The organism is Pseudomonas sp. RP-B7 (assembly GCF_059803535.1).
In genome coordinates this window covers 391,792-413,557 of sequence record NZ_JAPFHC010000001.1, presented here as the reverse complement: position 1 = coordinate 413,557, position 21,766 = coordinate 391,792, and the positions used below count along the sequence as shown (strand labels likewise).

The window sequence follows — 21,766 nt, the reverse complement described above, 5'->3', positions numbered from 1 at the left end:
GTTACGATTTTACCTTGTCAATATTTGTGTCGTATTCCTGCCGCCAGCAGGATCAGGCCCACCGCCACGCCAAAGGTGCTGTGCAGGCCAAAAGCTACGGCCTGCGGGGTGGCGCGGATCACATCCGGCGTGGCCCAGGCGAACACCGCACCCAGGCCCGAGGCGCCGACAATCAAGCCGATATTGCGCGACAGGTTCAGCAGCCCCGATACCGTGCCCCGGCGCGCGCCGTCCACATCGCGCATCACTGCGGTGTTATTGGCGGCCTGGAACAGGCTGTAACCCGTCGTTAGCAAGACCAGCGCGCCCAAGTAGGCCGGCAGCCCGGCGGCCAGCGCGAGTGACAGCGCCCCCACGGCCATGATGCCGAGCCCGGCGAGGGTCATGGGCGGGCTGCCGAAACGGTCGGTGAGGTGGCCCGCCGGTACGCCGGTGACGGCGGCGACACACGGCCCGACCGCCATCACCAGGCCCATCCAGCCCGGCGCGAGCCCCAGGCCACGGGACAAGTAGAACGGACCGACCACAAACGTCGCCATCATCACCGCCGATACCAGCGTGCTCCGCGCCAGGCCCGAACGCAGGCCGGGGGTTCCGAGTGCCGACCAGAATGGCCCGCCTGGACGTACCCCTTCCTTCATCGGTAGATACCGCCAGGCGAGCGCGGCCGCCAACAGGCCCAATGGCACGCCAAGCACAAACAGCGCGCGCCAGTTCCACAGGCTCAACAACACACCGCCGAGGCTGGGGCCCATGGCGGTGCCGACGGCCGAGAGCGTGCCGAGCAAACCCATCACCCGGCCGGTGCGTTCCTTGCAGACGGTGTCACCGACCATACCCAGGGTCATCGCCATCATGACCGCGGCGCCCAAGCCTTGCAGCACCCGCGCGGCGATCAGCCAGGGCAGGGTGGGCGCCATGCCGCAAAGCCCGCAGGCCGCCGCGAACACCAGCAAGCCAGCCAGCAACAGCCGCCCGCGCCCAAGTCGATCCCCCAAGCGCCCGGCACTGACAATCACCGCCGTGATCGCCAGCAGATACGCGATGACCACCCACTGCACTGCCTGGAACGACGCCTCGAACGCCAGCGCCAGGCTGGGCAGGCCGACATTGGCGATGCTGGTGCCAAGGGAGGCCAGCAACATGGACAGTGACAGGCTGAACAGCGCGCCGCGTGAAGAGGTCTGCATCCGGAATTCCTTGAGTGATCGCAACTGTTACAAATCTACGGCGTCGCCTAACATGGCGGAAGACGCATGGATTGCACTGAATACCTGCGTGTAACGCCTGATAAGGAGCGCCGATGCCCGATCTGAATCTGTTGATCACCCTGGACGTGTTGCTCGCTGAAGGCAGCGTTGCCGGTGCAGCCAAGCGCCTGCGCCTGAGCCCCTCCGCCATGAGCCGTGCATTGGCGCGCCTGCGGGAAACCACCGGCGACCCGTTGCTGGTGCGCGCCGGGCGTGGCCTGGTGCCGACGCCGCGTGCGCTGCAGTTGCGCGAACAGGTCAGCCAACTGGTGCAGGACGCCCATGCCGTACTGCGGCCCTTGCAAAGCCTGGACTTGGCCTCTGTCGAGCGCACCTTTACCTTGCGCACCAGCGAGGAGTTCGTCGAAAACGTCGGCCCGGCGCTGCTCGCACGGATTGCCCGCGAGGCTCCCGGCGTGCGCCTGCGTTTCGTCAACAAGACCGACAAGGACAGTGCGTTGCTGCGCGAAGGCAGCGTCGACCTGGAAACTGGCGTGGTCGACCCCGCCGGCAGCCCGGAAGTGCTGACCCAGGCGTTGTTCCGCGACCGTTTGATTGGCGTGGTGCGCAGTGGGCATCCACTGAGCCAGGGCGACGTCAGCGTGCAGCGTTACGCCGAAGGCCAACATGTTTACGTCTCCCGTCGCGGACAGGACCGTGGGCAGATCGACGTTGCCCTCGAAGGTCTGGGCCTGGCCCGGCAGATCAGCACCATCGTTGCCGGTTTCGCCACCGCCATCGCCCTGGCCCGCAGCACCGATCTGATCGCCAGCGTGCCCGAGCGCTACACCCTGCACCAACGCCAAGGCTTGCACAGCTTTGCGCTGCCATTGAGCCTGCCGACGTTTACCGTGGCCATGCTCTGGCACCCGCGCCTGGACGCCGACCTGGCCCATCGCTGGTTGCGTGGATGTTTGCGTGAGGTGTGCGGACAGCAACAGGTATAATCGCCGCACCCCAACCCCAGGAATTTGCATGTTCAGCCTTACCCGCTACACCACGCCGTGCCCGGAGTCCATCAATGGCCAGATCCTGCAACTGGTGGTGGACAACCTCACCGACATCAGCAGCGTGGCACTGCCACCGAGCAACTTGCTCTACAACATCTACCAGTACGCCATCGGCTTTGAGGTGCACCTGTACCTGGAAGCCTTGAACGGTGCGAAGGGGATTGCGGTTGAACTGGTCGTGGCCACCGATGCCCAGGACCCGGAAAAGGTGATCGGCTTTGTGTTGTATTTGCCGGTCAAGGACGACCCCGAGGCGTGCGGCATTGCGTTCATGGCTGTGCGGCAGGGTTGCCGACGCCAGGGCGTGGCGCGCGGCATGGTGGGCGAGGTGCTTGCGCGCTATCCCCACGCCGAGCTGGCCTGCGCGGTGGAAAAGGTGCCGGCCTTCGAAGCCATGGGCTTCCAGGTGCGCGGCGCACGCGACACCCAGGTGCTGATGAATACCCGCGATTACGCGACCGACGGGCTGATGGGCGTGGTGGAAGTGGCGCCTATCTACAGCTCGCTTGAGGTGCGGCAGATTCACACCTACCTGCTGCAAAAACACGGCAAGCGCGCGATGGTCGATGCCGAGAAGCAGCGCGACCGTCACCTTGATCAACTGGCGCGCAAGGTGCAGGTGTTTTTGCGGGGGCGGGGCTGAAATAGCGCGCCGCCGTGTGAGATGTGTTGCCCGAGCCAACGCTTTCGCGGGCAAGCCCGCTCCCACATTTGATCGCGGTTGATGGAGAGTGAGTGTTCGGCTGCAGATCGTCCAGGCACTGCCAATCCCCTGTGGGAGATGTCGAGCTTCAGCGAGGCTTCGAAAGCGGCGGCACTGGCGATACAGATCGCCGATTCACCATCGCGATGATCGTCGCCAACAGCTCCTGCTGCGCCTCTTCCCGGCTGATTTCAGCACTGGCCGCCGCCTGGGACAGCGCTTCCGCCGCCCCCAGCATGGCGCGCAATCCGGCCTGGGACACACACCCACCGGGCGCAAACGGCGACAGCGCGTCGCGGCATTTATCCAGAAAAATCGCCTCGTACTGGCGCTTGAGGCTTTCCAGCTCGGGTGAACTGCTCAGCGCGGCGATCACCCCTGGAATTTCGCGGCCCTGCAATAACACGCAATCGACGTAGGACGAGGCAATCACCCACGCGCGGTCCTCCAGTGTCGCGTTGCTCGCCTCGATAGCCTCGGCAAACAGCTGATTCTGGCGCCCATCAAAGTCTTCATACAGCGCGGCGAGCAACCCGGCGCGGGTGACAAAGTGGTCGTAGACCACCGGCTTGGTCACCCCCGCGAGTTCCGCGAGGCGGCCCAGGGTCAGGGCGTCGGTACCTTCATCGCGCACCAGTTGCCAGGCCACATCCAACAGCTGGCGCAGGCGATCTTCGCGCGACAGACGGCGACGTGGGGCAGGGGATTCATGGCTTGACATGCTTATATACCAAAAGCAACTTACCAAAGGTAACTTAAGCCCAGCCTAAACCGAAATGGAGTCAATGTCATGCACGCTCTGATCGTTGTTGCCCATCACGACCCACAATCCCTCACCCATAGCATCGCTGTGCAAGCCGCAGCGGGGCTGACCGCCGCCGGTCACACCCATGAGATCGCCGACCTCGCCGCCGAGGGTTTCGACCCACGTTACGGCGCCGCCGACCAGCGCGTGCATCGCAGCCGCGCCGAGCCGCCTGCCGATGTGCTGGCCGAACAGGCGCGTATCGACCGTGCCGATGCGCTGATACTGGCGTTTCCGATCTACTGGTGGTCGCTGCCGGGCTTGCTCAAAGGCTGGATCGACCGCGTGTTCGTCAACGGCTGGGCGATTGATTACGGTCCGGATAAACCAGTGGTGAAAAAGCTGCGGCACTTGCACGTGCACTTGCTGGCCGTCGGTGCGGCGGATGAAAGCGCATTTGAGCGCCACGGTTACGCCAAGGCCATGCGCACGCAGATCGACCATGGGATTTTTGATTACTGCGGGGCGAAGGTGCTGACCTCTGAACTGATGCTGGAGTCGGAAAGCGGCACCGCGCAGGCGCACCTGAACACCGCCCGGGCGATCGGGCAGCGGCTGTTCCAAGGGGAAACCGTGGCGGGTTGATTCAACCTTCGCGAAACAGGTCGTGGGCGTCGAGCAGGCGGTAGGCAATCTCCGGGCGCTTCTCCAGGCCCCGGCGAATCGCTGCCGGAATCGCTTGCCGGGTCTTGCGGCACAGGCCCGGCAAGGCGTCGATCTCGATCTGAATCCCGCGCATGCTCCTGACTTCGGTGTGCCCCGGCGCGACCTGCACGCGGATGCCCAATTGCTGGTACATCAGCTGCTGCATGCGCTCCAGGTCTTGCAGGCTCTTGAGGTCTTCAAGGCGCTCGACCAGTTTCTTCTCTTCCTGGCGCGTGAGGTTGAGGATGCGCACATCGGCGCCAGGGCTTTGCAGCAGTTGTTCGCGGTCGCAGTCGCAAGCGCCGGGTGGGCAGGGTTGGCGAATATTCATGTGCTTGGCCTCCCCATTCCGACGCTGCCGGCTCAGTCGCTGAGCTGGACCCCAAGACTGCCCAGGGCCTTCCAGTAGTCAGGATAGGTCTTGGCCACGCAGTCGGGGTCCTGAATGCGGATGCCCGCGACTTTCAACCCGGCCAGGGCAAAACACATGGCGATGCGGTGGTCGGCGTGGGTGTCGATCAACGCATCGCACGAGGTACCGGCCAGTGCCGGATCGCTGGCTACGAGCAGGTCGTCGCCTTCGATGGTCGCCAGGCCCGGGCGGATCTCATTGAGGCCGTCATGCAGGGCCTGCACGCGGTCACATTCCTTGACGCGCAGGTTGGCCAGCTCGGTGAAGCGCACCGGGGTGTTGTTGAACGCTGCGAGTACCGCGAGGGTCGGGATCGCGTCCTGCATCTGCGAGCCGACCACCGTGGCCTGCATGTCTGGGAACTGGGCGATCACGGCCTGGGCCTTGGCGTCCGGTTGGGTGAAGTCCTGGGCGGCGACGCCGATGTCGATGCGCCCGCCAGTCAGCACTTCGGCGGCCCACAGGTAGGTGGCGGCGGACGCGTCCGGTTCGATCAGGTAATCGTGGGCGCTGTAGCCGGTCGCAGCCACGCGCCAGGTGGTGTCGTTGACTTCTTCGATCCGGGCGCCGAAGGCCCGCATGCAGTCGAGGGTCAGGTCGACGTAGCCACGGGCACCGATGTCCTTGCCGGTCAACGCCACTTCAATCGGGGCGTCGCCGCAGGCGGCGAGCATCAGCAGGGCCGAGACGTACTGGCTGGACAGGCCGCCGTCGATCTCGAAGCGCTTGGCCTGCACCTTGCCCACGCCGTGCACGGTCACTGGCGGGCAGCCGGTCGGGCTGTCGACCGCGATGCCGTTTGCGCGCAGGGTCGCCAGCAGCGGGCCGATCGGGCGTTTTTGCATGTAGTCGTCGCCGGTCAGCACCACGGTGCCTTCCACGGTGGCGACGGCGGCGCTCAGAAAGCGCATCGCGGTGCCGGCATTGCCGAGGAACAGCGGTTGCGTCGGCAGTTGCAGCTTGCCGGAGCTGGTGACGACAAAGGTGGTGTCGTCCGGCTCGTCGATGCTCACGCCCATCTGGCGCAGGGCCACCGACATATGGCGGGTGTCATCGCTCTTCAGCGCGCCGCTCAGGCGGCTGGTGCCCTTGGCCAGGGCCGCCAGCAACAGGGCGCGGTTGGTAATGGATTTGGAGCCGGGGGGCGCGACCTTGCCATTGAGGGGGAAATTGGGCGGTGTAACGGTCACGGTTTTCTGCGAACTCAAGGTACAAGGCTCCTGATGCAAGGCAAGGTGGTACGGAGTGGCCGACGGGCGGACCCGAATAATCGGCCAAACCCGCAGTGCTTGTCGAGGCTTAGCGCTGGCTGAGCCAGTAATCGTGCAGCGCCCGCGCCGCCGGTTCGATCTGGCTGACGCGTTGCTGGTGCGCTGCCACATCCAGGTCGGCCGGCAGTTCGAAATTGTCCTGTTCGGCGCACCAGGAGATTTTTTCCAGTTCGGCGGCCTGTGGTGCTGGCAGCGCGGGCCAGTTGCCGATGGCTGCGCCACGGATATAACCAAAGCACCATTCCTCGGCGAGGGTCACCGTTTGCCCTTGGTGTTCGGTGTCGTCAAAGCGGGCCTTGAAGCCCGTCGCATCGGTCGCCAGCTGCCCGGCCAGGGTGTTGATGTGGCGTACGCACAGTTCAAGGAAGCGTTGTGCCTCGTCCATGTTGTCCCACGCGGGATTCTGGCCGCCCCAGATCGCCGGGAACCACTCGGCCACGTCCACCTGGGTCGGGCTCGACACCAGTGCCGTGAAGTAACCGTCCAGTTCGGCGAGGTTTAGCACCGAATGGTCGTCGCCGTACTTTTGCAGGGTGTCTTCGATAAAGTCGAATTCGGCCGGGGAGAGGGGTTGGGCGTGCATGGGCATATCCTTCAAACGTCGAGCGCCGCGGACGGGGCGGCTTAAAACGCGAAGGATGGCGTGTGTGCGGGGTTTTATCCAGCGTTTTCCAGTCCCGCTTTTGGCCGATGCGCCGTTGTGCACCCTTGTTATAGTTCGGCCCTTATCACTCGCCAGTCAGGGATCACTGCCATGTCCGAATATCAAGCTTTCGTTGTCGAACTCAGCGGTAATGTTGCCCATGTGCAGATCAACCGCCCGGAAAAGATCAACGCGATGAACGCGGTGTTCTGGACCGAGATCATCGACATCTTCCAGTGGATCGAAGACACCGACGCGGTACGCGCCGTGGTACTGAGCGGTGCCGGCAAGCATTTCTCCTCAGGGATCGACTTGATGATGCTGGCCTCGGTGGCCAACGAATTTGGTAAGGACGTGGGCCGCAATGCGCGTCTGCTGCGGCGCAAGATCCTCGAACTGCAAGCCTCGTTCAACGCCGTCGACAACTGCCGCAAACCCGTGCTGGCGGCGATCCAGGGTTACTGCATCGGCGGCGCCATCGACCTGATCAGCGCCTGCGACATGCGCTACGCCGCCGAGGGCGCGCAATTCTCGATCAAGGAAATCGACATCGGCATGGCCGCCGACGTCGGCACCCTGCAACGCTTGCCGCGCATTATCGGCGACGGCATGTTGCGTGAGCTGGCCTACACCGGGCGCCAGTTCGGCGCCGAAGAGGCGCGCAGCATCGGCCTGGTCAACCGCGTTTACGCCGATCAGGAAAGCCTGCTGGCCGGTGTGATGGAGATCGCCCGTGAAATCGCCGCTAAGTCGCCGATTGCGGTGACCGGCACCAAAGCCATGATCAGCTACATGCGTGACCATACAGTCAATGATGGCTTGGAATACGTTGCCACCTGGAACGCGGCTATGTTGCAATCCAACGACCTGCGCGTGGCCATCGCGGCCCATATGAGCAAGCAGAAACCCGAATTCGTGGATTGACTGACATGACCCCAGGCTGGATTACCACCACACTGCTGGACAACGACACCCCTGGCGGCTGGGCCGTCGCCCGCAGCCGCGAGGGCTTTTTGCATGACAGCAATGGCCCGCTGTTCCCCCGGGAATGGCTCAAGCGCCAGGATGTGTCGGTGTTTGCCGAACACGGCATCGGCCACCTCGACGGCGAGCCGGTGTACCTGCTGGAACTCAACGCCCCCGTCGACGTGCCGGGGTGCAGCTGGCAGGGCCTGCGCGGCTTTATGCTGCAAGGTGATCACAGGCTGTACAAAGTGCTGGGCTACGCCGCGCAGATCGGCACCTGGGCGCGGGAACATCGGTTTTGTGGGAGTTGCGGCCAGGCCATGGTCCAGGTGCCACGGGAGCGGGCGATGTTCTGCCAGGCTTGCGACCTGCGCAGCTACCCAAGGATTTCGCCGAGCATGATCGTGCTGGTGACCCGTGGTGACGAGATCCTGCTGGCGCGTTCGCCGCGCTTCGTCAGTGGTGTCTACAGCACCCTGGCGGGCTTTGCCGAGCCGGGTGAGTCGGCCGAAGACTGCCTGATCCGCGAGGTGCGCGAGGAAGTGCAGGTGGAGGTCAAGAACATCCAGTACATGGGCAGCCAGTGCTGGCCGTTCCCCCATTCGATGATGCTGGGCTTTCATGCCGAATACGCCGGTGGCGACATCGTGCCCCAAGCCGACGAGATCGAAGATGCGCAATGGTTCAATATCCATAACCTGCCGCCGTTGCCGGCGTCACGTTCGATTGCGCGCTACCTGATCGACCTCTACCTGGCGCGGCGCTTAGGCCACGCTGAACCAGTGCTGCCAGGCTAGGCGCACGGTCAGGCCCAGGACCACGGTGATAAACACCGGGCGAATGAATTTGGCGCCGCCGCTGATCGCGCTGCGAGCGCCAAAGAATGCGCCGAACATCACGCAGATGCCCATGGTCAGGCCGACGATCCAGTCCACCGTGCCGTTGAAGATAAACACCGAGAGTGCCGCCGCGTTGCTGACGAAGTTCATGCTGCGTGCCACGCCGCTGGCCTTCACCAGGTCGACGGGGTACATCAGCAGGGTGCTGACGGTCCAGAACGCGCCGGTGCCGGGGCCGGCCACGCCGTCGTAGAAGCCCAGGCCGAAACCCTGGGTGGATTGCCACTTCTTCTTTATCGGTGCGTCGGCTTCCAGCGGCGCCTTGGGCGTGCCGCCGAACAACAGGTACAGGCCGCAACCGAAGACGATCACCGGCAGCATCTTGTTCAGGGTTTCGGCTGGCAGGTAGTGGGCGACCACCGCGCCGGTCAGTGCGCCGATGAAGGTGCCGACAATGGCGTGTACCCACTGGCGCGGGTGAAACAGCTTACGGCGGTAGAAGGTAAAGCTGGCGGTAGCCGAGCCGAAGGTGGAACTGAGCTTGTTGGTGCCCAGTACCAGATGCGGTGGCATGCCCGCGGTGAGCAGGGCCGGGGTAGTGAGCAGGCCGCCGCCGCCAGCGATGGCGTCGATAAAACCGGCGACGAAGGCCACGGCGGCGAGAATGGCGAGGGTGGTGAGGTCAACGCTGAGTTCGAAGGGCATGGACAGGGCTTATGGTTGGCAAGGCGCTATGCGGAAGGCCGCCATCTTACTGCCAGATGTACACAGAACCAAATGTGGGAGCGGGCTTGCTCGCGAAGGCGGTGTGTCAGTCACTAAGTTTTTGACTGAACTACCGCCTTCGCGAGCAAGCCCGCTCCCACATGTTTAACAGCGATCAGCCGTGACGTTTATCCAACCATTCCAAGGCCGTGCGCCAGATACAAATCCCCAGAAAGTACGCCGACATCAGCGACCACAACCCAAACGTCCACGGGTTGGTGTTCGGATAATCCACCACCATCAAGAAGCTGCACAGCAACCAGATGGTGGTCACTGCGATATTGATCGGCATGAACCGCTTCACGCGGAACGGGTGCAAGAACTTCATCGGCGTCACGGTCAGCAGGGCCAGGCCGATCACCGTGAGCAAGGTGACCCAGGCATCCGGCTGGATGATGTACACACACAGCGCCACCACGTTCCAGGCGGCGGGGAAGCCGACGAAGTAGTTGTCCTTGCTCTTCATGTTGACGTTGCAGAAGCAGAACAACGACGACACCAGGATCACCGACACGGTGAACAGGTGGGTAAAGTCCGGCAGGTCGATATAGCGGTAGATAAACAGCGCGGGGATGAACACGTAGGTGAGGTAATCGATCACCAGGTCCAGCACCGAGCCGTCAAAGCTCGGCAACACCGTGCTGACATTGACCCTGCGCGCCAGGGAACCGTCGACGCCATCGACCACCAGCGCCAGGCCCAGCCACAGCAGGCAGGCCTTGGGGGAATTTTCCAGCAGCGCCAGGGTGGCCAGAAAAGCCAGTACCACGCCGGTGGCGGTAAAGCCGTGGGCGCCCCAGGCTTTGAGTCTGGCTACATGCAGGGTCGTTATCACGGGCGGTTCTCCAAAAGGTGAAACGGGGCAGCCGACAGCGAAGCGCGGTCGAGTCTGGCCAGGGAATGCAGGTATCGACCGGGAAGGGGGGGATAAGGTTCACCACCCCGGCGTTAGAGTTAAGCGTAGCAAGCGCTGGCCGTTTCGGCATCAACCCTGGCGGAACACCAGCGCCTTGAGACCACTTTGCGCGTCAATATCCGGAAATTCCGGCGGGTTTTCCAGGCGTTCGACAAATCGCAGCCCCGGTGCCTCACGGGTCACACCGTCGATCAGGAAGTCTTCGCCGAAGGCCGGGTCGTTCATGCACGCCAGCACCGTACCCTGGGCTGTGAGCAAGTCCGGCAGGCGGCGCAGCACGCGTTGGTAGTCCTTGGTCAGCAGGAAACTGCCTTTCTGGAACGACGGCGGATCGATGATCACCAAGTCATAGGGGCCACTGTTGGTGACCTTGGCCCAGGACTTGAACAGATCGTGGCCCAGGAACGTGACCTGGCTCAGGTCATGACCGTTCAGGCGATGGTTGTCACGGCCACGGCTGAGGGCGCCACGGGCCATGTCCAAGTTCACCACATGGTCGGCGCCGCCTTCGATGGCGGCCACGGAGAAGCCGCAGGTGTAGGCAAACAGGTTGAGGATGCGCTGGCCCTTGGCGTGTTCGCGCACCCAATTGCGGCCGTAGCGCATGTCGAGGAACAGCCCGCTGTTCTGCTTTTTACCCAGGTCGATCAAATAACGCAGGCCGCCTTCGGTGATGGTCAACTCGTCGATGGGGCTGCCCACCAGCCATTCGGTGGTGCTTTGCGGCAGGTAGCGGTGTTGCAGCGCCACGGTGTAGGCACTCAACTGCGTTCGCAGCAACTGTTTCAGGGCTTCCAACTGGGCCGGTTCCGGCTCCTTGAACAATGCGACCAGTATCACGCCTTGCAGCCAGTCCACCGTCAGTTGCTCCAGGCCCGGCCAGCAGCGCCCGCGGCCGTGGAACAGGCGCCGGGTTTCGTCTGGTGGGGTCGCCAAGGCGTCGAGCAGGTGGGCGTGCAGGGTAGCGAGTGCGTCTGGGTTCATCATTAAACGTCAGTCATTGAGCGGGCGGCATTTTAAACACAATGGCGAGGTTCCGGGGGGGTTGAGCACATCGTGCTGGGGAAAATCGCAATACCAGTGATTCATGCTCAAGATTCAGATTTTTACGCCTGAGAACAGACAAAAAATCCTTGGGCGTCGACATAAACTGGAAAAAAAGGCCTGGAGATGCCCATGAACGGTTTCGCGAGCGCAGTCAATCACACCGCCCTGGATCAGCAAGAGTTGGACGAGTGGCGCGACGCCCTGGCGTCGTTGGTGGCCAACGCCGGTCCTGCGCGGGCCCGGCAGATCCTCGACCAACTGGCCCAGGACGCCAGCGCTGCGCACATCGACTGGAAACCGCGCCACGGCACGCCCTACGTCAACAGCATCAGCGTCGAGCAGCAGCCGGCGTTTCCCGGCGACCTGGCCACCGAAGAACGCCTGGCCTCGCTGGTCCGCTGGAACGCCCTGGCCATGGTGGTCCGCGCCAACCAGGCGTATGGCGAGTTGGGCGGGCATATCGCCAGCTATGCCAGTGCGGCGGATTTGTTCGAAGTGGGTTTCAACCATTTCTTTCGCGCCCGCCGTGACGGGTTTGGCGGCGACCTGGTGTTCTATCAACCCCATTCCGCGCCCGGTATCTACGCCCGCGCCTTCCTTGAAGGGCGCCTCAGCGAGCAAGACCTGGCCCATTATCGCCAGGAAATCGGCGGGCCCAAGGCTGGCGCACGTGGCCTGTCCAGCTACCCGCACCCGTGGCTGATGCCTGACTTCTGGCAGTTCCCCACTGGTTCCATGGGGATCGGCCCGATCAGCTCGATTTTCCAGGCGCGTTTCATGCGTTACCTGCAACACCGTAACCTGCTGGACACCACTGACCGCCACGTCTGGGGGGTGTTCGGCGACGGTGAGATGGACGAACCGGAAAGCATGTCGGCCCTGACCCTGGCCGCGCGCGAAGGCCTGGACAACCTGACCTGGGTGGTCAACTGCAACCTGCAGCGCCTTGACGGCCCGGTGCGCGGCAACGGGCGGATCATCGACGAACTGGAGGCGTTGTTCGCCGGCGCCGGGTGGAACGTGATCAAGCTGGTGTGGGGCTCGGATTGGGACCCCTTGCTGGCCAAGGACCACGACGGCGCGCTGGTGAACACCTTGGCGCATACCGTCGACGGTCAATTGCAGACCTTCGCCGCCAAGGACGGCGCCTTCAATCGCGAGCACTTCTTCGGTCAGAGTGAAGCCCTGGCCAAACTCGTGGAAGGCATGAGCGACGAACAGATCGACCGCCTCAAGCGCGGCGGCCATGACATGGTCAAGATCCATGCGGCCTACCATGCCGCGCGCCGGGTCAAAGGCAAGCCCACGGTGATCCTCGCTCAGACCAAGAAGGGCTTTGGCATGGGTGAAGCAGGGCAGGGCAAGATGACCACCCACCAGCAGAAGAAGCTGGATCGCGACGCGTTGCTTGCTTTCCGCAATCGCTTTCAACTGCCCCTGAGCGATGCGCAGACCGAATCCCTGAGCTTCTTCAAGCCCGCCGACGACAGCCCGGAAATGCGCTACCTGCACCAGCGCCGCCAGGCGCTCGGCGGTTATGTGCCGAGCCGCAGCCCGCTTGCCGCGCCGCTCAGCGTGCCGCCGCTGGCGGGCTACGCCGGGTTTGCCACGGCGGCCGACGGCAAGGAAATGTCCACCACCATGGCCTGCGTACGCATGCTGACCAACCTGCTCAAGGACAAGGCCCTGGGGCCGCGCATTGTGCCGATTGTCGCCGATGAGGCGCGCACCTTCGGCATGGCCAACCTGTTCAAGCAAATCGGCATCTACTCCAGCGTCGGCCAGCGTTATGAGCCGGAAGACATCGGTTCGATCCTCAGCTACCGCGAAGCCACCGACGGGCAGATCCTCGAAGAGGGCATCAGCGAAGCCAGCGCCATCAGCTCCTGGGTCGCGGCGGCCACCAGCTATTCGGTGCATGGCCTGCGCATGCTGCCGTTCTACATCTATTACTCGATGTTCGGCTTCCAGCGCGTCGGCGACCTGATCTGGGCCGCCGCCGACCAGCGTGCCCGTGGCTTCCTGCTCGGCGCGACGGCCGGGCGCACTACCTTGGGGGGTGAAGGCTTGCAGCATCAGGACGGCAGCAGCCATCTCATGGCGGCCACCGTGCCCAATTGCCGCGCCTACGATCCGGCGTTCGCCGGGGAATTCGCGGTGATCCTCGACCACGGCATGCGCCAGATGCTGGAGCACGAGGTGGACGAGTTCTACTACGTGACGCTGATGAACGAAAACTACCCGCAGCCGAGCCTGCCGCAAGGGGTTGAAGCAGCGATCATCAAGGGCATGTACCGTCTGGAAGGCACGGTTGGCGCCCAGGTGCGGTTACTGGGTTCGGGCACGCTGGTGCGCGAAGCCCAGGCGGCGGCGCAGCTATTGGCCGATGATTGGCAAGTGACGAGCGAGGTGTTTAGCGTCACCAGTTACAGCGAACTGGCGCGGGATGCGCGGGAGGTGGAACGCTGGAATCGGTTGCATCCCCAGGCGACAGCGCGGGTAAGCCATGTGAATGCCTGCTTGCCCCACGGCGCGCCGGTCATCGCGGTTTCTGACTATGTGCGGGCGGTGCCGCAGATGATCGCTTCGTACCTGGACAGTCGCTACACCGTGCTGGGTACCGACGGATTTGGGCGCAGTGATACGCGGGCGGCGTTGCGCGACTTTTTTGAGGTGGATCGATATCACATCGTGCTGGCGGCGTTGACGGCATTGGACGCGCAGATGGGTCAGCAGGCGATTGAGAAATACGGTTTGCAGACGGAACGTGCGGCGTCCTGGATCTCCTGACAGGCGCAAATCAAAATGTGGGAGCGGGCTTGCTCGCGAAAGCGCTGTGTCAGGCAATGCATGTGCTGACTGATGCACCGCCTTCGCGAGCAAGCCCGCTCCCACATGGGTTTTGTGCTGGTCTTTAGAGGGTAGCTATCAGGGCCGGCCCAAATGCTTCCTTCAGAAACCCTGGGGCGATATAGCGCTCGTAGTGCGCTTCGGACAGCAGGAAAAACTCCCGATCAATCGCATCACGCAAATCCGCCAGCTGGCGCTCGCGAAACTCCGGTTGCAGGACCAGCCCATACGCATCCAGCCGGGAAATCACCCGCGCCCCCCGGGCAATCAACTGGTACGCCCAGCAATACGGCGACTGATGCGGCACAAAGCGGATCTTGCGGCTTTCCAGTTGCTGGCGCAGCAGGTGCGGATCAAACACTTCCAGCTTGCTGGCCATCACCTGCACCAGCAGCTGTTCCAGACGCAGCCACACCGCCTGTTTTTCCTCGGCGTTGTAACCGTTCCACTGGATCACTTCGTGGTGATAACGCTTGCAGCCCCGGCAGACGAGGTCCCCGTAGACGGTGGAGCACAGGCCAATGCACGGGGTCTTGATGGTTTGGTTGGGCATAAGTCGCTTGCTTGCAAAATCCAGAGAACACCGAAAACCAATAATGTAGACGCGGGCTCGCCACAGCAAACCCGCTCCCACATTTTTAGTCCCAGCTCAACGCGCCGCCGGTTTGGTACTCGATCACACGGGTCTCAAAGAAGTTCTTCTCTTTCTTCAAGTCCATGATCTCGCTCATCCACGGGAACGGGTTGGTGGTGCCTGGGTATTCTTCCTTCAAGCCGATCTGCGACAGACGACGGTTGGCGATGAACTTGAGGTAGTCCTCCATCATCGCGGCGTTCATGCCCAACACACCGCGGGGCATGGTGTCGCGGGCGTATTCTATCTCCAGTTGGGTTCCTTGCAGGATCATCTGGGTCGCTTCTTCCTTCATCTCGGCATCCCACAGGTGTGGGTTTTCGATTTTGATCTGGTTGATCACGTCGATGCCGAAGTTCAGGTGCATCGACTCGTCGCGCAGGATGTACTGGAACTGCTCGGCCACGCCGGTCATTTTGTTGCGGCGGCCCATGGACAGGATCTGGGTGAAGCCGCAGTAGAAGAAGATGCCTTCCAGCACGCAGTAGTACGCGACCAGGTTGCGCAGCAGTTCCTTGTCGGTGTCGACGGTGCCGGTTTCGAACTTCGGATCGGAGATCGAACGGGTGTACTTCAGGCCCCAGGCGGCTTTCTTCGCGACCGATGGAATCTCGTGGTACATGTTGAAGATCTCGCCTTCATCCATGGCCAGCGATTCGATGCAGTACTGGTAGGCGTGGGTGTGGATCGCCTCTTCGAAGGCCTGGCGCAGGATGTACTGGCGGCACTCCGGGTTGGTGATCAGGCGGTACACGGCCAGCACCAGGTTGTTGGCGACCAGGGAGTCGGCGGTGGAGAAGAAACCCAGGTTGCGCATGACGATGCGACGTTCGTCGTCGGTCAGGCCTTCGGGGTTTTTCCACAGCGCGATGTCGGCGGTCATGTTGACCTCTTGCGGCATCCAGTGGTTGGCGCAGCCGTCGAGGTACTTCTGCCAGGCCCAGTCGTACTTGAAGGGTACGAGTTGGTTGAGGTCGGCGCGGCAGTTGATCATGCGTTTTTCGTCAACGGCGACGCGGGCGGAGGCGCCTTCGAGTTCGGCGAGGCCTTCGGCGATGTCGAGTTTGTCGAGGGCGGCCTTGGCACGGATAATCGCGGCGGAGTCGTTGGCGGTCACGTTACGGGCTTCCAGCGCCGCGGCAGCACCGGCACCGTCGAGGCGGTCCATGTTGGCTTCGCTGGCGTGGCCGGCGTTGGCGCCCTTGATCACCGCTGCACCGGTGTCTTCGTTGTCGACTTCATCCCAACTCAGCATTGAAATACTCCTTCCTGGTCTGTTCTGACGGCGTGTGAACCCGTCCAAAAATATTCGATTTGCAGGCTACTAGGCATTGAAATACTGCGCGTAGTGTGGTCGGTAAATACCGATGCTGCACACTATGTAGTGGTCTGTTCTGTTTGTGGGCACACTATATGGTGTGTGCGGGGATGGGTCAACGAACGAGAGTGTATTGATCGTCGCAGGGGCATTCCCCTGCCAGGGGTGGTGGCCTAGTGATATTATTGGCGCTCAAACCGTTGAACCAGAGCGGTCGTTGTCAATCGTGACACGCAAGGCTCAGTTTCTAGAAAAGGACGTCAGTTCGTATGACTCAAGGTGCACCTACACCCACGGCCACCACCTATTCCTGGCCGCTGATCATTATCGTCGCGGCCGGCCTGTGGGCGGGATTTACCGCTGTGGCGTCACTGTTCGGCCTTAAATTCGGTGCGGCAGACAACTTTATCCCGTCCGCGGAACTGATGAAAAACTACGTTTCGCGGACCGTGCTTGCCGAGTCATACCTCCCACTTGCCAAGGTATCGTCGGACTATTTGAGCAAGGTCGATGTTGAAAAAAACTACGTCGCCATCGACAGGATCAACAGCCTCTACGTGCCGAAAGCTGACTATCAGCAGCTACAGCAACAACTGGCCGATCTGACGGCCAAGGTCAGCGCAATCCCCAGCCCGTTACCACCGATGAATATCGTCATGACAAAAGGTGGGAACTGGTCCGATGAGCGCCTCGGGGTCAGTATCAGGATGGGGGGCTATTCCTTGGGGCCATTGAATTCCTCGGTGGATTTTTTCTTGACGCTGCCCGACTCCGAGGAGCACGTAGAAACGCTCGACACCCGGGAAGACCTGCCGGTGTGGACATTCAGGAAACACAATCGCCAGTTCAAGCTTTCGGTGCTCAAGATCATGCCGACGACATTCGTGATCAAGGAAGTCGGCGGGGCGTGAGCCGACTGGGGTTGTTTACCGACCTGCTGCGGCAGAAGGCGGCGATGCTCTAAACGGCATGTTGAAAAGATCATGGTATGCAGTAGCGATATTAAATAGAATGAATCTCATTTGAGACATAATCGCGCCTTGCAGGTTGCTTGCCATGAATGATGCTGTCGCCCCCGAACTGACGTTATCCAGCCTCTACCGCGACCACCGCAGTTGGCTGGAAAGCTGGCTGCGCCGGCGCCTGGGCAATGCCTGGGATGCGGCGGACCTGAGCCAGGATACGTTTTTGCGCGTGCTGGCCAGTGCCCAGCCGCTTGCGCAGATGCAGGAGCCACGGGCGTACCTGGTGACAGTCGGCAAGCGCCTGCTGGTCAATTTTCATCAGCGCCGTAGCCTGGAACAGGCCTATCTGAATGCGCTTGCCAGCTTGCCCGAAGCCTGCGTGCCGTCCCCGGAACAGCGCTGGGTGTTGCTGGAAACCCTGCAAGCACTGGATGAATTGCTTGATGGCTTGCCAGTGCTGGTGCGCCGCGCGTTTCTCTGGAGCCAGCTGGAAGGCCTGGGTTATCGCGAGATCGCCGCACGCCTGGAGGTGTCCGAACGCACGGTCAAACGCTATATGGCCCAGGCCTATGAACACTGTTTGCTGGTGGACCTGTGAACCGCGACGTCGCCCGTGCCGCCGCGCAATGGTTGGCGCTGCTGGAGTCCGGCGCGGCCACCGAGCGTGATCACCTCGCCCTGCAGCACTGGCGCGACAGCCATCCGCAGCACGAACAGATCTGGCAAAAAGCCCAGACCCTGCGCCAGCGGTTTGGCGGGTTGCCCCAGGCGTTGGCGCTGGCCAGCCTCGACCGCCCGCAACCGGGGCGGCGCGCCGTGCTCAAGCGTGCCTTGGGCGTGGCGGCCCTGGTACCGACCGCGTGGTTGATCAGCCGCCAGTTGCCCATCGACGTGTGGCGCTCCGACCTGCACACCGCCACGGGTGAGCGCACGCGCATGGCCCTGGGCGACGGCGCCAGCCTGCAACTCAATACCGCCACTGCCGTGGACGTGGCACCACGGCACATCCGGCTGGTGGAAGGCGAGTTGGCGTTGAGCGTGCCGGGCGTGAGTGCAATGACGCTCCAGACCCGGTATGGCGAACTGACGCTCAGCCAGGCCGAGGTGTGTGTGCGGCAATTGGCGTCGGGCTGCCGGGTCTCGGTGCTCAAGGGCGCGGTGCAGGTGCGCGACCTCAATGGGAACTCGACGACGTTGCACGGTGGCCAGCAAGTGTCGCTTCAAGCCACGGGCCTTGGCGCGTGGGTGGCGTTTGATGTGCTGCAACTGGGTTGGCGTGATGGTGTGCTGACTGCGCAGGATCAGGCGCTGGGGGATTTCTTGCGCGAGTTGCAGCGCTACCGCCCGGGGGTCTTGCGTTGGGACCCGCGTTTGGAGGGGTTGCGCGTCACCGGCAGTTTTCAGTTGGACGACACTGACCGCATCCTCAACCTGCTGGCCTCGACCCTGGGCTTCAAGGTGCAGGCGCGAACGCGTTACTGGGTCACTCTCACCTGAGAAACACTGTCTTATATTTCCATATGGAATAAATAAAGATTTATATATTCCTTTTAGGTTTTTGCCGCCTGCGGCATCTTGAGGGCCTGCGCATTCGTGCGGATTGACCCAACAGCCAAAAGGAAAGCCGACATGACCATTAAAGCGATCAACGTGCGCAACCAGTTCAAGGGCGTGATCAAGGAGATCCTGCTGGGCGAAGTGGTGTCCGAAATCGACGTACAGACTGCGTCCGGGATCGTCACTTCGGTGATCACCACCCGCTCGGTGCGTGACCTGGAATTGAAAGTGGGCAGTGAAGTGATTGCCTTTGTGAAGTCCACCGAAGTGTCCATCGCCAAACTGTAGATCCCACTCAAATGTGGGAGGGGCGAGCCCCTCCCACATGGCTTACCGACCGCGCAGGGCATGCTCCATTCGCTGCAAACCTTCTTCCAGCAAGGCCCGTGGGCAGCCGAAGTTCAGGCGCACGAATTGCTGGCTGTCATCGCCGAATTCGATCCCGGCGCTCAACCCGACCTTGGCCTGTTCCAGGAAAAACCGCTGCGGGTCGTCCAGGCCCAGGGCGCTGCAATCAAGCCAGGCCAGGAAAGTGCCTTGCGGCGCGTGCATGACTACGCCCGGCAGGCGGCTGTTCACGGCGTCGAGCAGGTAGTCGCGGTTGGCTTGCAGGTAGCCCTTGAGTGCGTCGAGCCACTCGCCACATTGGCTGTAGGCGGCACGGGTGGCTTCCAGGCCCAGGGGGCTGACGCTGTCGACCATGCCGCAGCGGGCATTGTTGAAGCGCTCGCGGATCTCGGCGTTCTGGATCACCGCAAAGCAGGTCTTGAGGCCCGCGACGTTGTAGGCCTTGCTCGCCGACATCAGCGTGATGGTGCGCTCGGCGATCTGCGGGCTGAGGCTGGCGGTGGGGATGTGGCGGCGGCCGTCGAAGCACAGTTCGGCGTGGATTTCGTCACTGATGATCAGTGCGCCCTGTTCCAGGCAGGCATTGGCCACGGCCAGCAGTTCTTCGCGGGGAAACACCTTGCCCATGGGGTTGTGCGGGTTGCTCAGCAGCAGTGCACCGGCGCCGCTCAAGGCATCGCGCAGGGCGGGCAGGGGCGTGAGGTATTCACCGTTGACGAGTTCGAATGGCACTTCGATTTTCGGCAGGTTCCAGTGCCCTGGCGCCAGGCGGATCGGCCGGTAGTTGGGGGTCTGCAGCACCACCGGCTGGCCCGGTTGCACGAATGCGTGCAGCGCCATGTTGAAGCCGGGCTCGACGCCGGGCAGGAACAGCAGGTCTTCGGGCTGCACGCGCCAGGCGTACTTGTGCCACAAGTCGGCGACGATGGCCTCGCGCACATCCGGGCCGGCTACGCTGTAGCCGAGGATCTGCTGGTCGAGGCGTTCGCGCAGGGCTTGCAGCACGGCGGGCGGCGCGGCGATGTCCATATCGGCGATCCACATCGGCAGCACATCCGCCGGGTAGCGGCTCCATTTGGTGCTGCCGGTGTTGTGGCGGGGGTGGATCGTGTCGAAATCAAAGCTCATGGGCGGCTCGTATCAGGGGGGCTGGCGCAAAGAATGGCGCTGATTCTAGCGCCATTAATTTTATAGACCAGAGCTGATTGCCTCGGACAGTTGCCGATGTGCCTGTGCCACGGCCTGGCTGACCGCTTCTTCACCGCGCACCATGGCGCCCAGGTAGGCGAACTCCACGCTGCGGATGCCCACGATAGACAGGATGGCGCTCAGATACGGCGTCAAAAAGTCTGGCTCATGCCCCTTGCGGGCGTTGCCCGAGCTGACCAGTACAAAGGTGCGCCGGTCGTCGAGCAGGCCGATTTTTTCAAACCGCTCGTTCACCGTGAAGCTGCGGTGGATGCGCACCACATGGTCGATCCAGCCCTTGAGCGCCGCCGGCACCGTGAAGTTGTGCACCGGGGTGCAGATGACCAGCAGGTCACAGGCTTCCAACTCGACGATCAATTGTTCCGACAGCGCCGTCGCGTCCTCACTACCGTCGTCAGCGCCAGTGAGGGCGCAGGCGTATTCGCGGGTCAGCGGCGGCAGGGCCTGGCCGCCGTAATCGCGCTCGGTGACCTGCGCGTCGGGCAGCCAGTCGCTGAGCAGGTTGCGGGCCAGTTGGAAGTTCTGGGCCGACTTGCCGTGGGGGCTGAAACTGAGCAGCAGGGCGCGGGTCATTGGCTTAAATCCTGGGAAAAATGCATGCCGCGCGGCAACAGGCCTTGGCGGAAGTAGAAACGTTGGGCCAGGGCCATGTGCATGCCGGTGTCCAGCACCAGGTAGCGATAGCCCAGGGCGCGGGTTTGCTCGCGGACCCGCTCGAGCAGTTGCTCACCCAGACGCCGCCGCTGCAGGCTGGCATCTACCACCAGGTCATCGACATAGATGAAGCGTCCGTAGAGGGTGTTCTCGCTGAGCCGGTAGCCGGCCAGGCCGATCACCTTGGCGTCTTCACGGGCGGCCAGCAGATGGTAGCCGTTCTGCCGTTGCCGCTGGATCTGCGCGACGAACGCGGTGGCGTCCGTCAGGTGCGGGCGCAGTTGCTGCATCACCTGAAAGCTGGCGAGGCAGTCGGCGTCGCTTTCCACAGGCACGAAGTCGACGTGCTCATGCATAGCTGAGGTTCTCCAGATGGGCCTTGACCGCTGCCGGCACCTTGCGAAAGCTGATACCGACGCGGTTCAGCGCGTTCATCAGGGCAATGGCCAGGGTCAGGTCGGCGACTTCCTTGTCATTGAAGACTGCGGCGACGGCGGCGTAATCGGCGTCCGGCGCGTGGGTCTGGGCCACTTGAGTAACCGATTCGGCCCAGGCCAATGCGGCACGTTCACGCGGGCTGAACAGCGGCGAGGCTTCGTGCCAGGCGGCCACCAGCATGATTTTTTCCAGGCTCACGCCTTGCTTGAGCAGGTCGCGGGAATGGGAGTCCAGGCAATAGGCGCAGCCATTGAGCTGGGAGATGCGCAGGTACACCAGTTCGATCAATTCCTTTTCCAGGCCGCAGCCATGCACGTAGCTGTGCACCGAGCCTAGGGCTTTGTAACCGGCGGGGGCGGCCTGGGCGTAATCGAGACGGTCTTTCATGGGAAGGTTCCTTGGGTGATTGAACAGATGCGCCATTTTCGCGGCTCGCCCGGCCAGTCGACAGGGGCATGATTGGACAAGTGGGTTGGGACATGATCAGACTTGGCCCTGTTTACCCGCCGAGCCCGCCCGCG

General features: G+C 62.7%; 24 protein-coding genes. 10 read left to right on the top strand and 14 right to left on the bottom strand.

Annotation, left to right across the window (positions count from 1 at the left end):
* Positions 1-17: 17 nt before the first annotated feature.
* Positions 18-1,190: an MFS transporter gene (locus OPU96_RS01870; protein ID WP_498558552.1), complete on the bottom strand. Its 1,173-nt coding sequence runs from the start codon at positions 1,188-1,190 to the stop codon at positions 18-20.
* A gap of 113 nt (positions 1,191-1,303) precedes the next feature.
* Between OPU96_RS01870 and OPU96_RS01865 the strand changes: the two genes are divergently transcribed.
* Together OPU96_RS01865 and OPU96_RS01860 are read left to right on the top strand one after the other, a co-directional pair.
* Entirely contained in the window at positions 1,304-2,197 is an 894-nt protein-coding gene (locus tag OPU96_RS01865) for a LysR family transcriptional regulator (RefSeq protein ID WP_498558551.1), read from the top strand.
* A 28-nt stretch (positions 2,198-2,225) separates the two neighbouring features.
* A complete protein-coding gene (locus tag OPU96_RS01860) occupies positions 2,226-2,903 on the top strand; it encodes a GNAT family N-acetyltransferase (RefSeq protein WP_226457100.1) in 678 nt (225 codons plus the stop codon).
* A gap of 148 nt (positions 2,904-3,051) precedes the next feature.
* Here OPU96_RS01860 and OPU96_RS01855 read toward each other — a convergent pair whose 3' ends face one another.
* A complete protein-coding gene (locus OPU96_RS01855) occupies positions 3,052-3,684 on the bottom strand; it encodes a TetR/AcrR family transcriptional regulator (protein ID WP_498558550.1) in 633 nt (210 codons plus the stop codon).
* A gap of 69 nt (positions 3,685-3,753) precedes the next feature.
* Between OPU96_RS01855 and OPU96_RS01850 the strand changes: the two genes are divergently transcribed.
* Positions 3,754-4,353 (top strand): NAD(P)H-dependent oxidoreductase, encoded by a 600-nt coding sequence (locus tag OPU96_RS01850; RefSeq protein WP_463983929.1) that lies wholly within the window; start codon positions 3,754-3,756, stop codon positions 4,351-4,353.
* Between the two features lies 1 nt (position 4,354).
* On the opposite strand, the gene OPU96_RS01845 is transcribed toward OPU96_RS01850, so the two are convergent.
* The 3 genes from OPU96_RS01845 to OPU96_RS01835 all read right to left on the bottom strand — a co-directional run bounded on the left by OPU96_RS01845 (position 4,355) and on the right by OPU96_RS01835 (position 6,679).
* On the bottom strand, positions 4,355-4,744 hold the full coding sequence (locus tag OPU96_RS01845) for a hypothetical protein (protein WP_192299589.1): 390 nt from the start codon (positions 4,742-4,744) through the stop codon (positions 4,355-4,357).
* A gap of 32 nt (positions 4,745-4,776) precedes the next feature.
* Positions 4,777-6,033 (bottom strand): 3-phosphoshikimate 1-carboxyvinyltransferase, encoded by a 1,257-nt coding sequence (locus tag OPU96_RS01840; protein WP_498558549.1) that lies wholly within the window; start codon positions 6,031-6,033, stop codon positions 4,777-4,779.
* A 91-nt stretch (positions 6,034-6,124) separates the two neighbouring features.
* Complete coding sequence (locus OPU96_RS01835; protein ID WP_305392593.1) at positions 6,125-6,679, bottom strand: UPF0149 family protein; 555 nt, start codon at positions 6,677-6,679, stop codon at positions 6,125-6,127.
* 171 nt (positions 6,680-6,850) lie between these two features.
* Here OPU96_RS01835 and OPU96_RS01830 point away from each other — a divergent pair, with 171 nt between their 5' ends.
* Both OPU96_RS01830 and nudC read left to right on the top strand, forming a co-directional pair.
* Entirely contained in the window at positions 6,851-7,663 is an 813-nt protein-coding gene (locus OPU96_RS01830) for a crotonase/enoyl-CoA hydratase family protein (RefSeq protein WP_226457096.1), read from the top strand.
* Between the two features lie 5 nt (positions 7,664-7,668).
* Positions 7,669-8,502 (top strand): NAD(+) diphosphatase, encoded by an 834-nt coding sequence (nudC, locus tag OPU96_RS01825; RefSeq protein WP_498558548.1) that lies wholly within the window; start codon positions 7,669-7,671, stop codon positions 8,500-8,502.
* Here the strand turns inward: nudC and OPU96_RS01820 are convergent.
* The 3 genes from OPU96_RS01820 to OPU96_RS01810 all read right to left on the bottom strand — a co-directional run bounded on the left by OPU96_RS01820 (position 8,470) and on the right by OPU96_RS01810 (position 11,209).
* Positions 8,470-9,249, bottom strand: a complete 780-nt coding sequence (locus tag OPU96_RS01820) for a TSUP family transporter (protein WP_305392594.1) — start codon at positions 9,247-9,249, stop codon at positions 8,470-8,472. The genes nudC and OPU96_RS01820 overlap by 33 nt on opposite strands.
* Before the next feature lie 175 nt (positions 9,250-9,424).
* Positions 9,425-10,144, bottom strand: a complete 720-nt coding sequence (pcsA, locus tag OPU96_RS01815) for a phosphatidylcholine synthase (RefSeq protein ID WP_192299583.1) — start codon at positions 10,142-10,144, stop codon at positions 9,425-9,427.
* 150 nt (positions 10,145-10,294) lie between these two features.
* Positions 10,295-11,209, bottom strand: a complete 915-nt coding sequence (locus OPU96_RS01810; protein ID WP_226457166.1) for a class I SAM-dependent methyltransferase — start codon at positions 11,207-11,209, stop codon at positions 10,295-10,297.
* Positions 11,210-11,401: 192 nt separating this feature from the next.
* Here OPU96_RS01810 and mdeB point away from each other — a divergent pair, with 192 nt between their 5' ends.
* Positions 11,402-14,062 (top strand): alpha-ketoglutarate dehydrogenase, encoded by a 2,661-nt coding sequence (gene mdeB / locus OPU96_RS01805; RefSeq protein ID WP_498558547.1) that lies wholly within the window; start codon positions 11,402-11,404, stop codon positions 14,060-14,062.
* Positions 14,063-14,186: 124 nt separating this feature from the next.
* Here the strand turns inward: mdeB and OPU96_RS01800 are convergent, their stop codons facing one another.
* Both OPU96_RS01800 and OPU96_RS01795 read right to left on the bottom strand, forming a co-directional pair.
* Positions 14,187-14,675 carry a DUF1289 domain-containing protein gene (locus OPU96_RS01800; protein WP_226457092.1) on the bottom strand — a complete coding sequence of 163 codons (489 nt, stop codon included), beginning with the start codon at positions 14,673-14,675 and terminating at the stop codon, positions 14,187-14,189.
* An 85-nt stretch (positions 14,676-14,760) separates the two neighbouring features.
* Positions 14,761-16,011, bottom strand: a complete 1,251-nt coding sequence (locus OPU96_RS01795) for a ribonucleotide-diphosphate reductase subunit beta (RefSeq protein ID WP_489324769.1) — start codon at positions 16,009-16,011, stop codon at positions 14,761-14,763.
* 332 nt (positions 16,012-16,343) lie between these two features.
* Here OPU96_RS01795 and OPU96_RS01790 point away from each other — a divergent pair, with 332 nt between their 5' ends.
* The 4 genes from OPU96_RS01790 (at position 16,344) to OPU96_RS01775 (ending at position 18,884) form a co-directional block, all read left to right on the top strand.
* Entirely contained in the window at positions 16,344-16,985 is a 642-nt protein-coding gene (locus OPU96_RS01790; protein ID WP_498558546.1) for a hypothetical protein, read from the top strand.
* Positions 16,986-17,130: 145 nt separating this feature from the next.
* Positions 17,131-17,637, top strand: coding sequence for a sigma-70 family RNA polymerase sigma factor (locus tag OPU96_RS01785; RefSeq protein WP_192301203.1), 507 nt, complete (start codon positions 17,131-17,133; stop codon positions 17,635-17,637).
* Entirely contained in the window at positions 17,634-18,536 is a 903-nt protein-coding gene (locus tag OPU96_RS01780; RefSeq protein WP_498558545.1) for a DUF4880 domain-containing protein, read from the top strand. Before OPU96_RS01785 ends, OPU96_RS01780 begins: the two co-directional genes overlap by 4 nt.
* 132 nt (positions 18,537-18,668) lie before the next feature.
* A complete protein-coding gene (locus tag OPU96_RS01775) occupies positions 18,669-18,884 on the top strand; it encodes a TOBE domain-containing protein (RefSeq protein ID WP_003173733.1) in 216 nt (71 codons plus the stop codon).
* A gap of 42 nt (positions 18,885-18,926) precedes the next feature.
* On the opposite strand, the gene OPU96_RS01770 is transcribed toward OPU96_RS01775, so the two are convergent.
* From OPU96_RS01770 to OPU96_RS01755, 4 genes are read right to left on the bottom strand one after another with little or no spacing between them, the layout of a single operon-like run.
* Positions 18,927-20,072 carry a MalY/PatB family protein gene (locus OPU96_RS01770; RefSeq protein WP_192301201.1) on the bottom strand — a complete coding sequence of 382 codons (1,146 nt, stop codon included), beginning with the start codon at positions 20,070-20,072 and terminating at the stop codon, positions 18,927-18,929.
* Between the two features lie 60 nt (positions 20,073-20,132).
* A complete protein-coding gene (locus OPU96_RS01765) occupies positions 20,133-20,726 on the bottom strand; it encodes an FMN-dependent NADH-azoreductase (protein ID WP_226456980.1) in 594 nt (197 codons plus the stop codon).
* Complete coding sequence (locus OPU96_RS01760; protein ID WP_226456982.1) at positions 20,723-21,163, bottom strand: GNAT family N-acetyltransferase; 441 nt, start codon at positions 21,161-21,163, stop codon at positions 20,723-20,725. The genes OPU96_RS01765 and OPU96_RS01760 overlap by 4 nt, the downstream gene beginning before the upstream one ends.
* Positions 21,156-21,632: a carboxymuconolactone decarboxylase family protein gene (locus OPU96_RS01755; RefSeq protein ID WP_192301198.1), complete on the bottom strand. Its 477-nt coding sequence runs from the start codon at positions 21,630-21,632 to the stop codon at positions 21,156-21,158. Before OPU96_RS01755 ends, OPU96_RS01760 begins: the two co-directional genes overlap by 8 nt.
* Between the last annotated feature and the right edge of the window lie 134 nt (positions 21,633-21,766).

Bases quoted from the DNA above. Each gene is read 5' to 3' on its own strand.
- OPU96_RS01870 (WP_498558552.1), bottom strand. From the start codon at position 1,190: ATGCAGACCTCTTCACGCGGCGCGCTGTTCAGCCTGTCACTGTCCATG.
- OPU96_RS01865 (WP_498558551.1), top strand. From the start codon at position 1,304: ATGCCCGATCTGAATCTGTTGATCACCCTGGACGTGTTGCTCGCTGAA.
- OPU96_RS01860 (WP_226457100.1), top strand. From the start codon at position 2,226: ATGTTCAGCCTTACCCGCTACACCACGCCGTGCCCGGAGTCCATCAAT.
- OPU96_RS01855 (WP_498558550.1), bottom strand. From the start codon at position 3,684: ATGTCAAGCCATGAATCCCCTGCCCCACGTCGCCGTCTGTCGCGCGAA.
- OPU96_RS01850 (WP_463983929.1), top strand. From the start codon at position 3,754: ATGCACGCTCTGATCGTTGTTGCCCATCACGACCCACAATCCCTCACC.
- OPU96_RS01845 (WP_192299589.1), bottom strand. From the start codon at position 4,744: ATGAATATTCGCCAACCCTGCCCACCCGGCGCTTGCGACTGCGACCGC.
- OPU96_RS01835 (WP_305392593.1), bottom strand. From the start codon at position 6,679: ATGCACGCCCAACCCCTCTCCCCGGCCGAATTCGACTTTATCGAAGAC.
- OPU96_RS01830 (WP_226457096.1), top strand. From the start codon at position 6,851: ATGTCCGAATATCAAGCTTTCGTTGTCGAACTCAGCGGTAATGTTGCC.
- nudC (WP_498558548.1), top strand. From the start codon at position 7,669: ATGACCCCAGGCTGGATTACCACCACACTGCTGGACAACGACACCCCT.
- OPU96_RS01820 (WP_305392594.1), bottom strand. From the start codon at position 9,249: ATGCCCTTCGAACTCAGCGTTGACCTCACCACCCTCGCCATTCTCGCC.
- OPU96_RS01810 (WP_226457166.1), bottom strand. From the start codon at position 11,209: ATGAACCCAGACGCACTCGCTACCCTGCACGCCCACCTGCTCGACGCC.
- mdeB (WP_498558547.1), top strand. From the start codon at position 11,402: ATGAACGGTTTCGCGAGCGCAGTCAATCACACCGCCCTGGATCAGCAA.
- OPU96_RS01800 (WP_226457092.1), bottom strand. From the start codon at position 14,675: ATGCCCAACCAAACCATCAAGACCCCGTGCATTGGCCTGTGCTCCACC.
- OPU96_RS01795 (WP_489324769.1), bottom strand. From the start codon at position 16,011: ATGCTGAGTTGGGATGAAGTCGACAACGAAGACACCGGTGCAGCGGTG.
- OPU96_RS01790 (WP_498558546.1), top strand. From the start codon at position 16,344: ATGACTCAAGGTGCACCTACACCCACGGCCACCACCTATTCCTGGCCG.
- OPU96_RS01785 (WP_192301203.1), top strand. From the start codon at position 17,131: ATGAATGATGCTGTCGCCCCCGAACTGACGTTATCCAGCCTCTACCGC.
- OPU96_RS01775 (WP_003173733.1), top strand. From the start codon at position 18,669: ATGACCATTAAAGCGATCAACGTGCGCAACCAGTTCAAGGGCGTGATC.
- OPU96_RS01770 (WP_192301201.1), bottom strand. From the start codon at position 20,072: ATGAGCTTTGATTTCGACACGATCCACCCCCGCCACAACACCGGCAGC.
- OPU96_RS01765 (WP_226456980.1), bottom strand. From the start codon at position 20,726: ATGACCCGCGCCCTGCTGCTCAGTTTCAGCCCCCACGGCAAGTCGGCC.
- OPU96_RS01760 (WP_226456982.1), bottom strand. From the start codon at position 21,163: ATGCATGAGCACGTCGACTTCGTGCCTGTGGAAAGCGACGCCGACTGC.
- OPU96_RS01755 (WP_192301198.1), bottom strand. From the start codon at position 21,632: ATGAAAGACCGTCTCGATTACGCCCAGGCCGCCCCCGCCGGTTACAAA.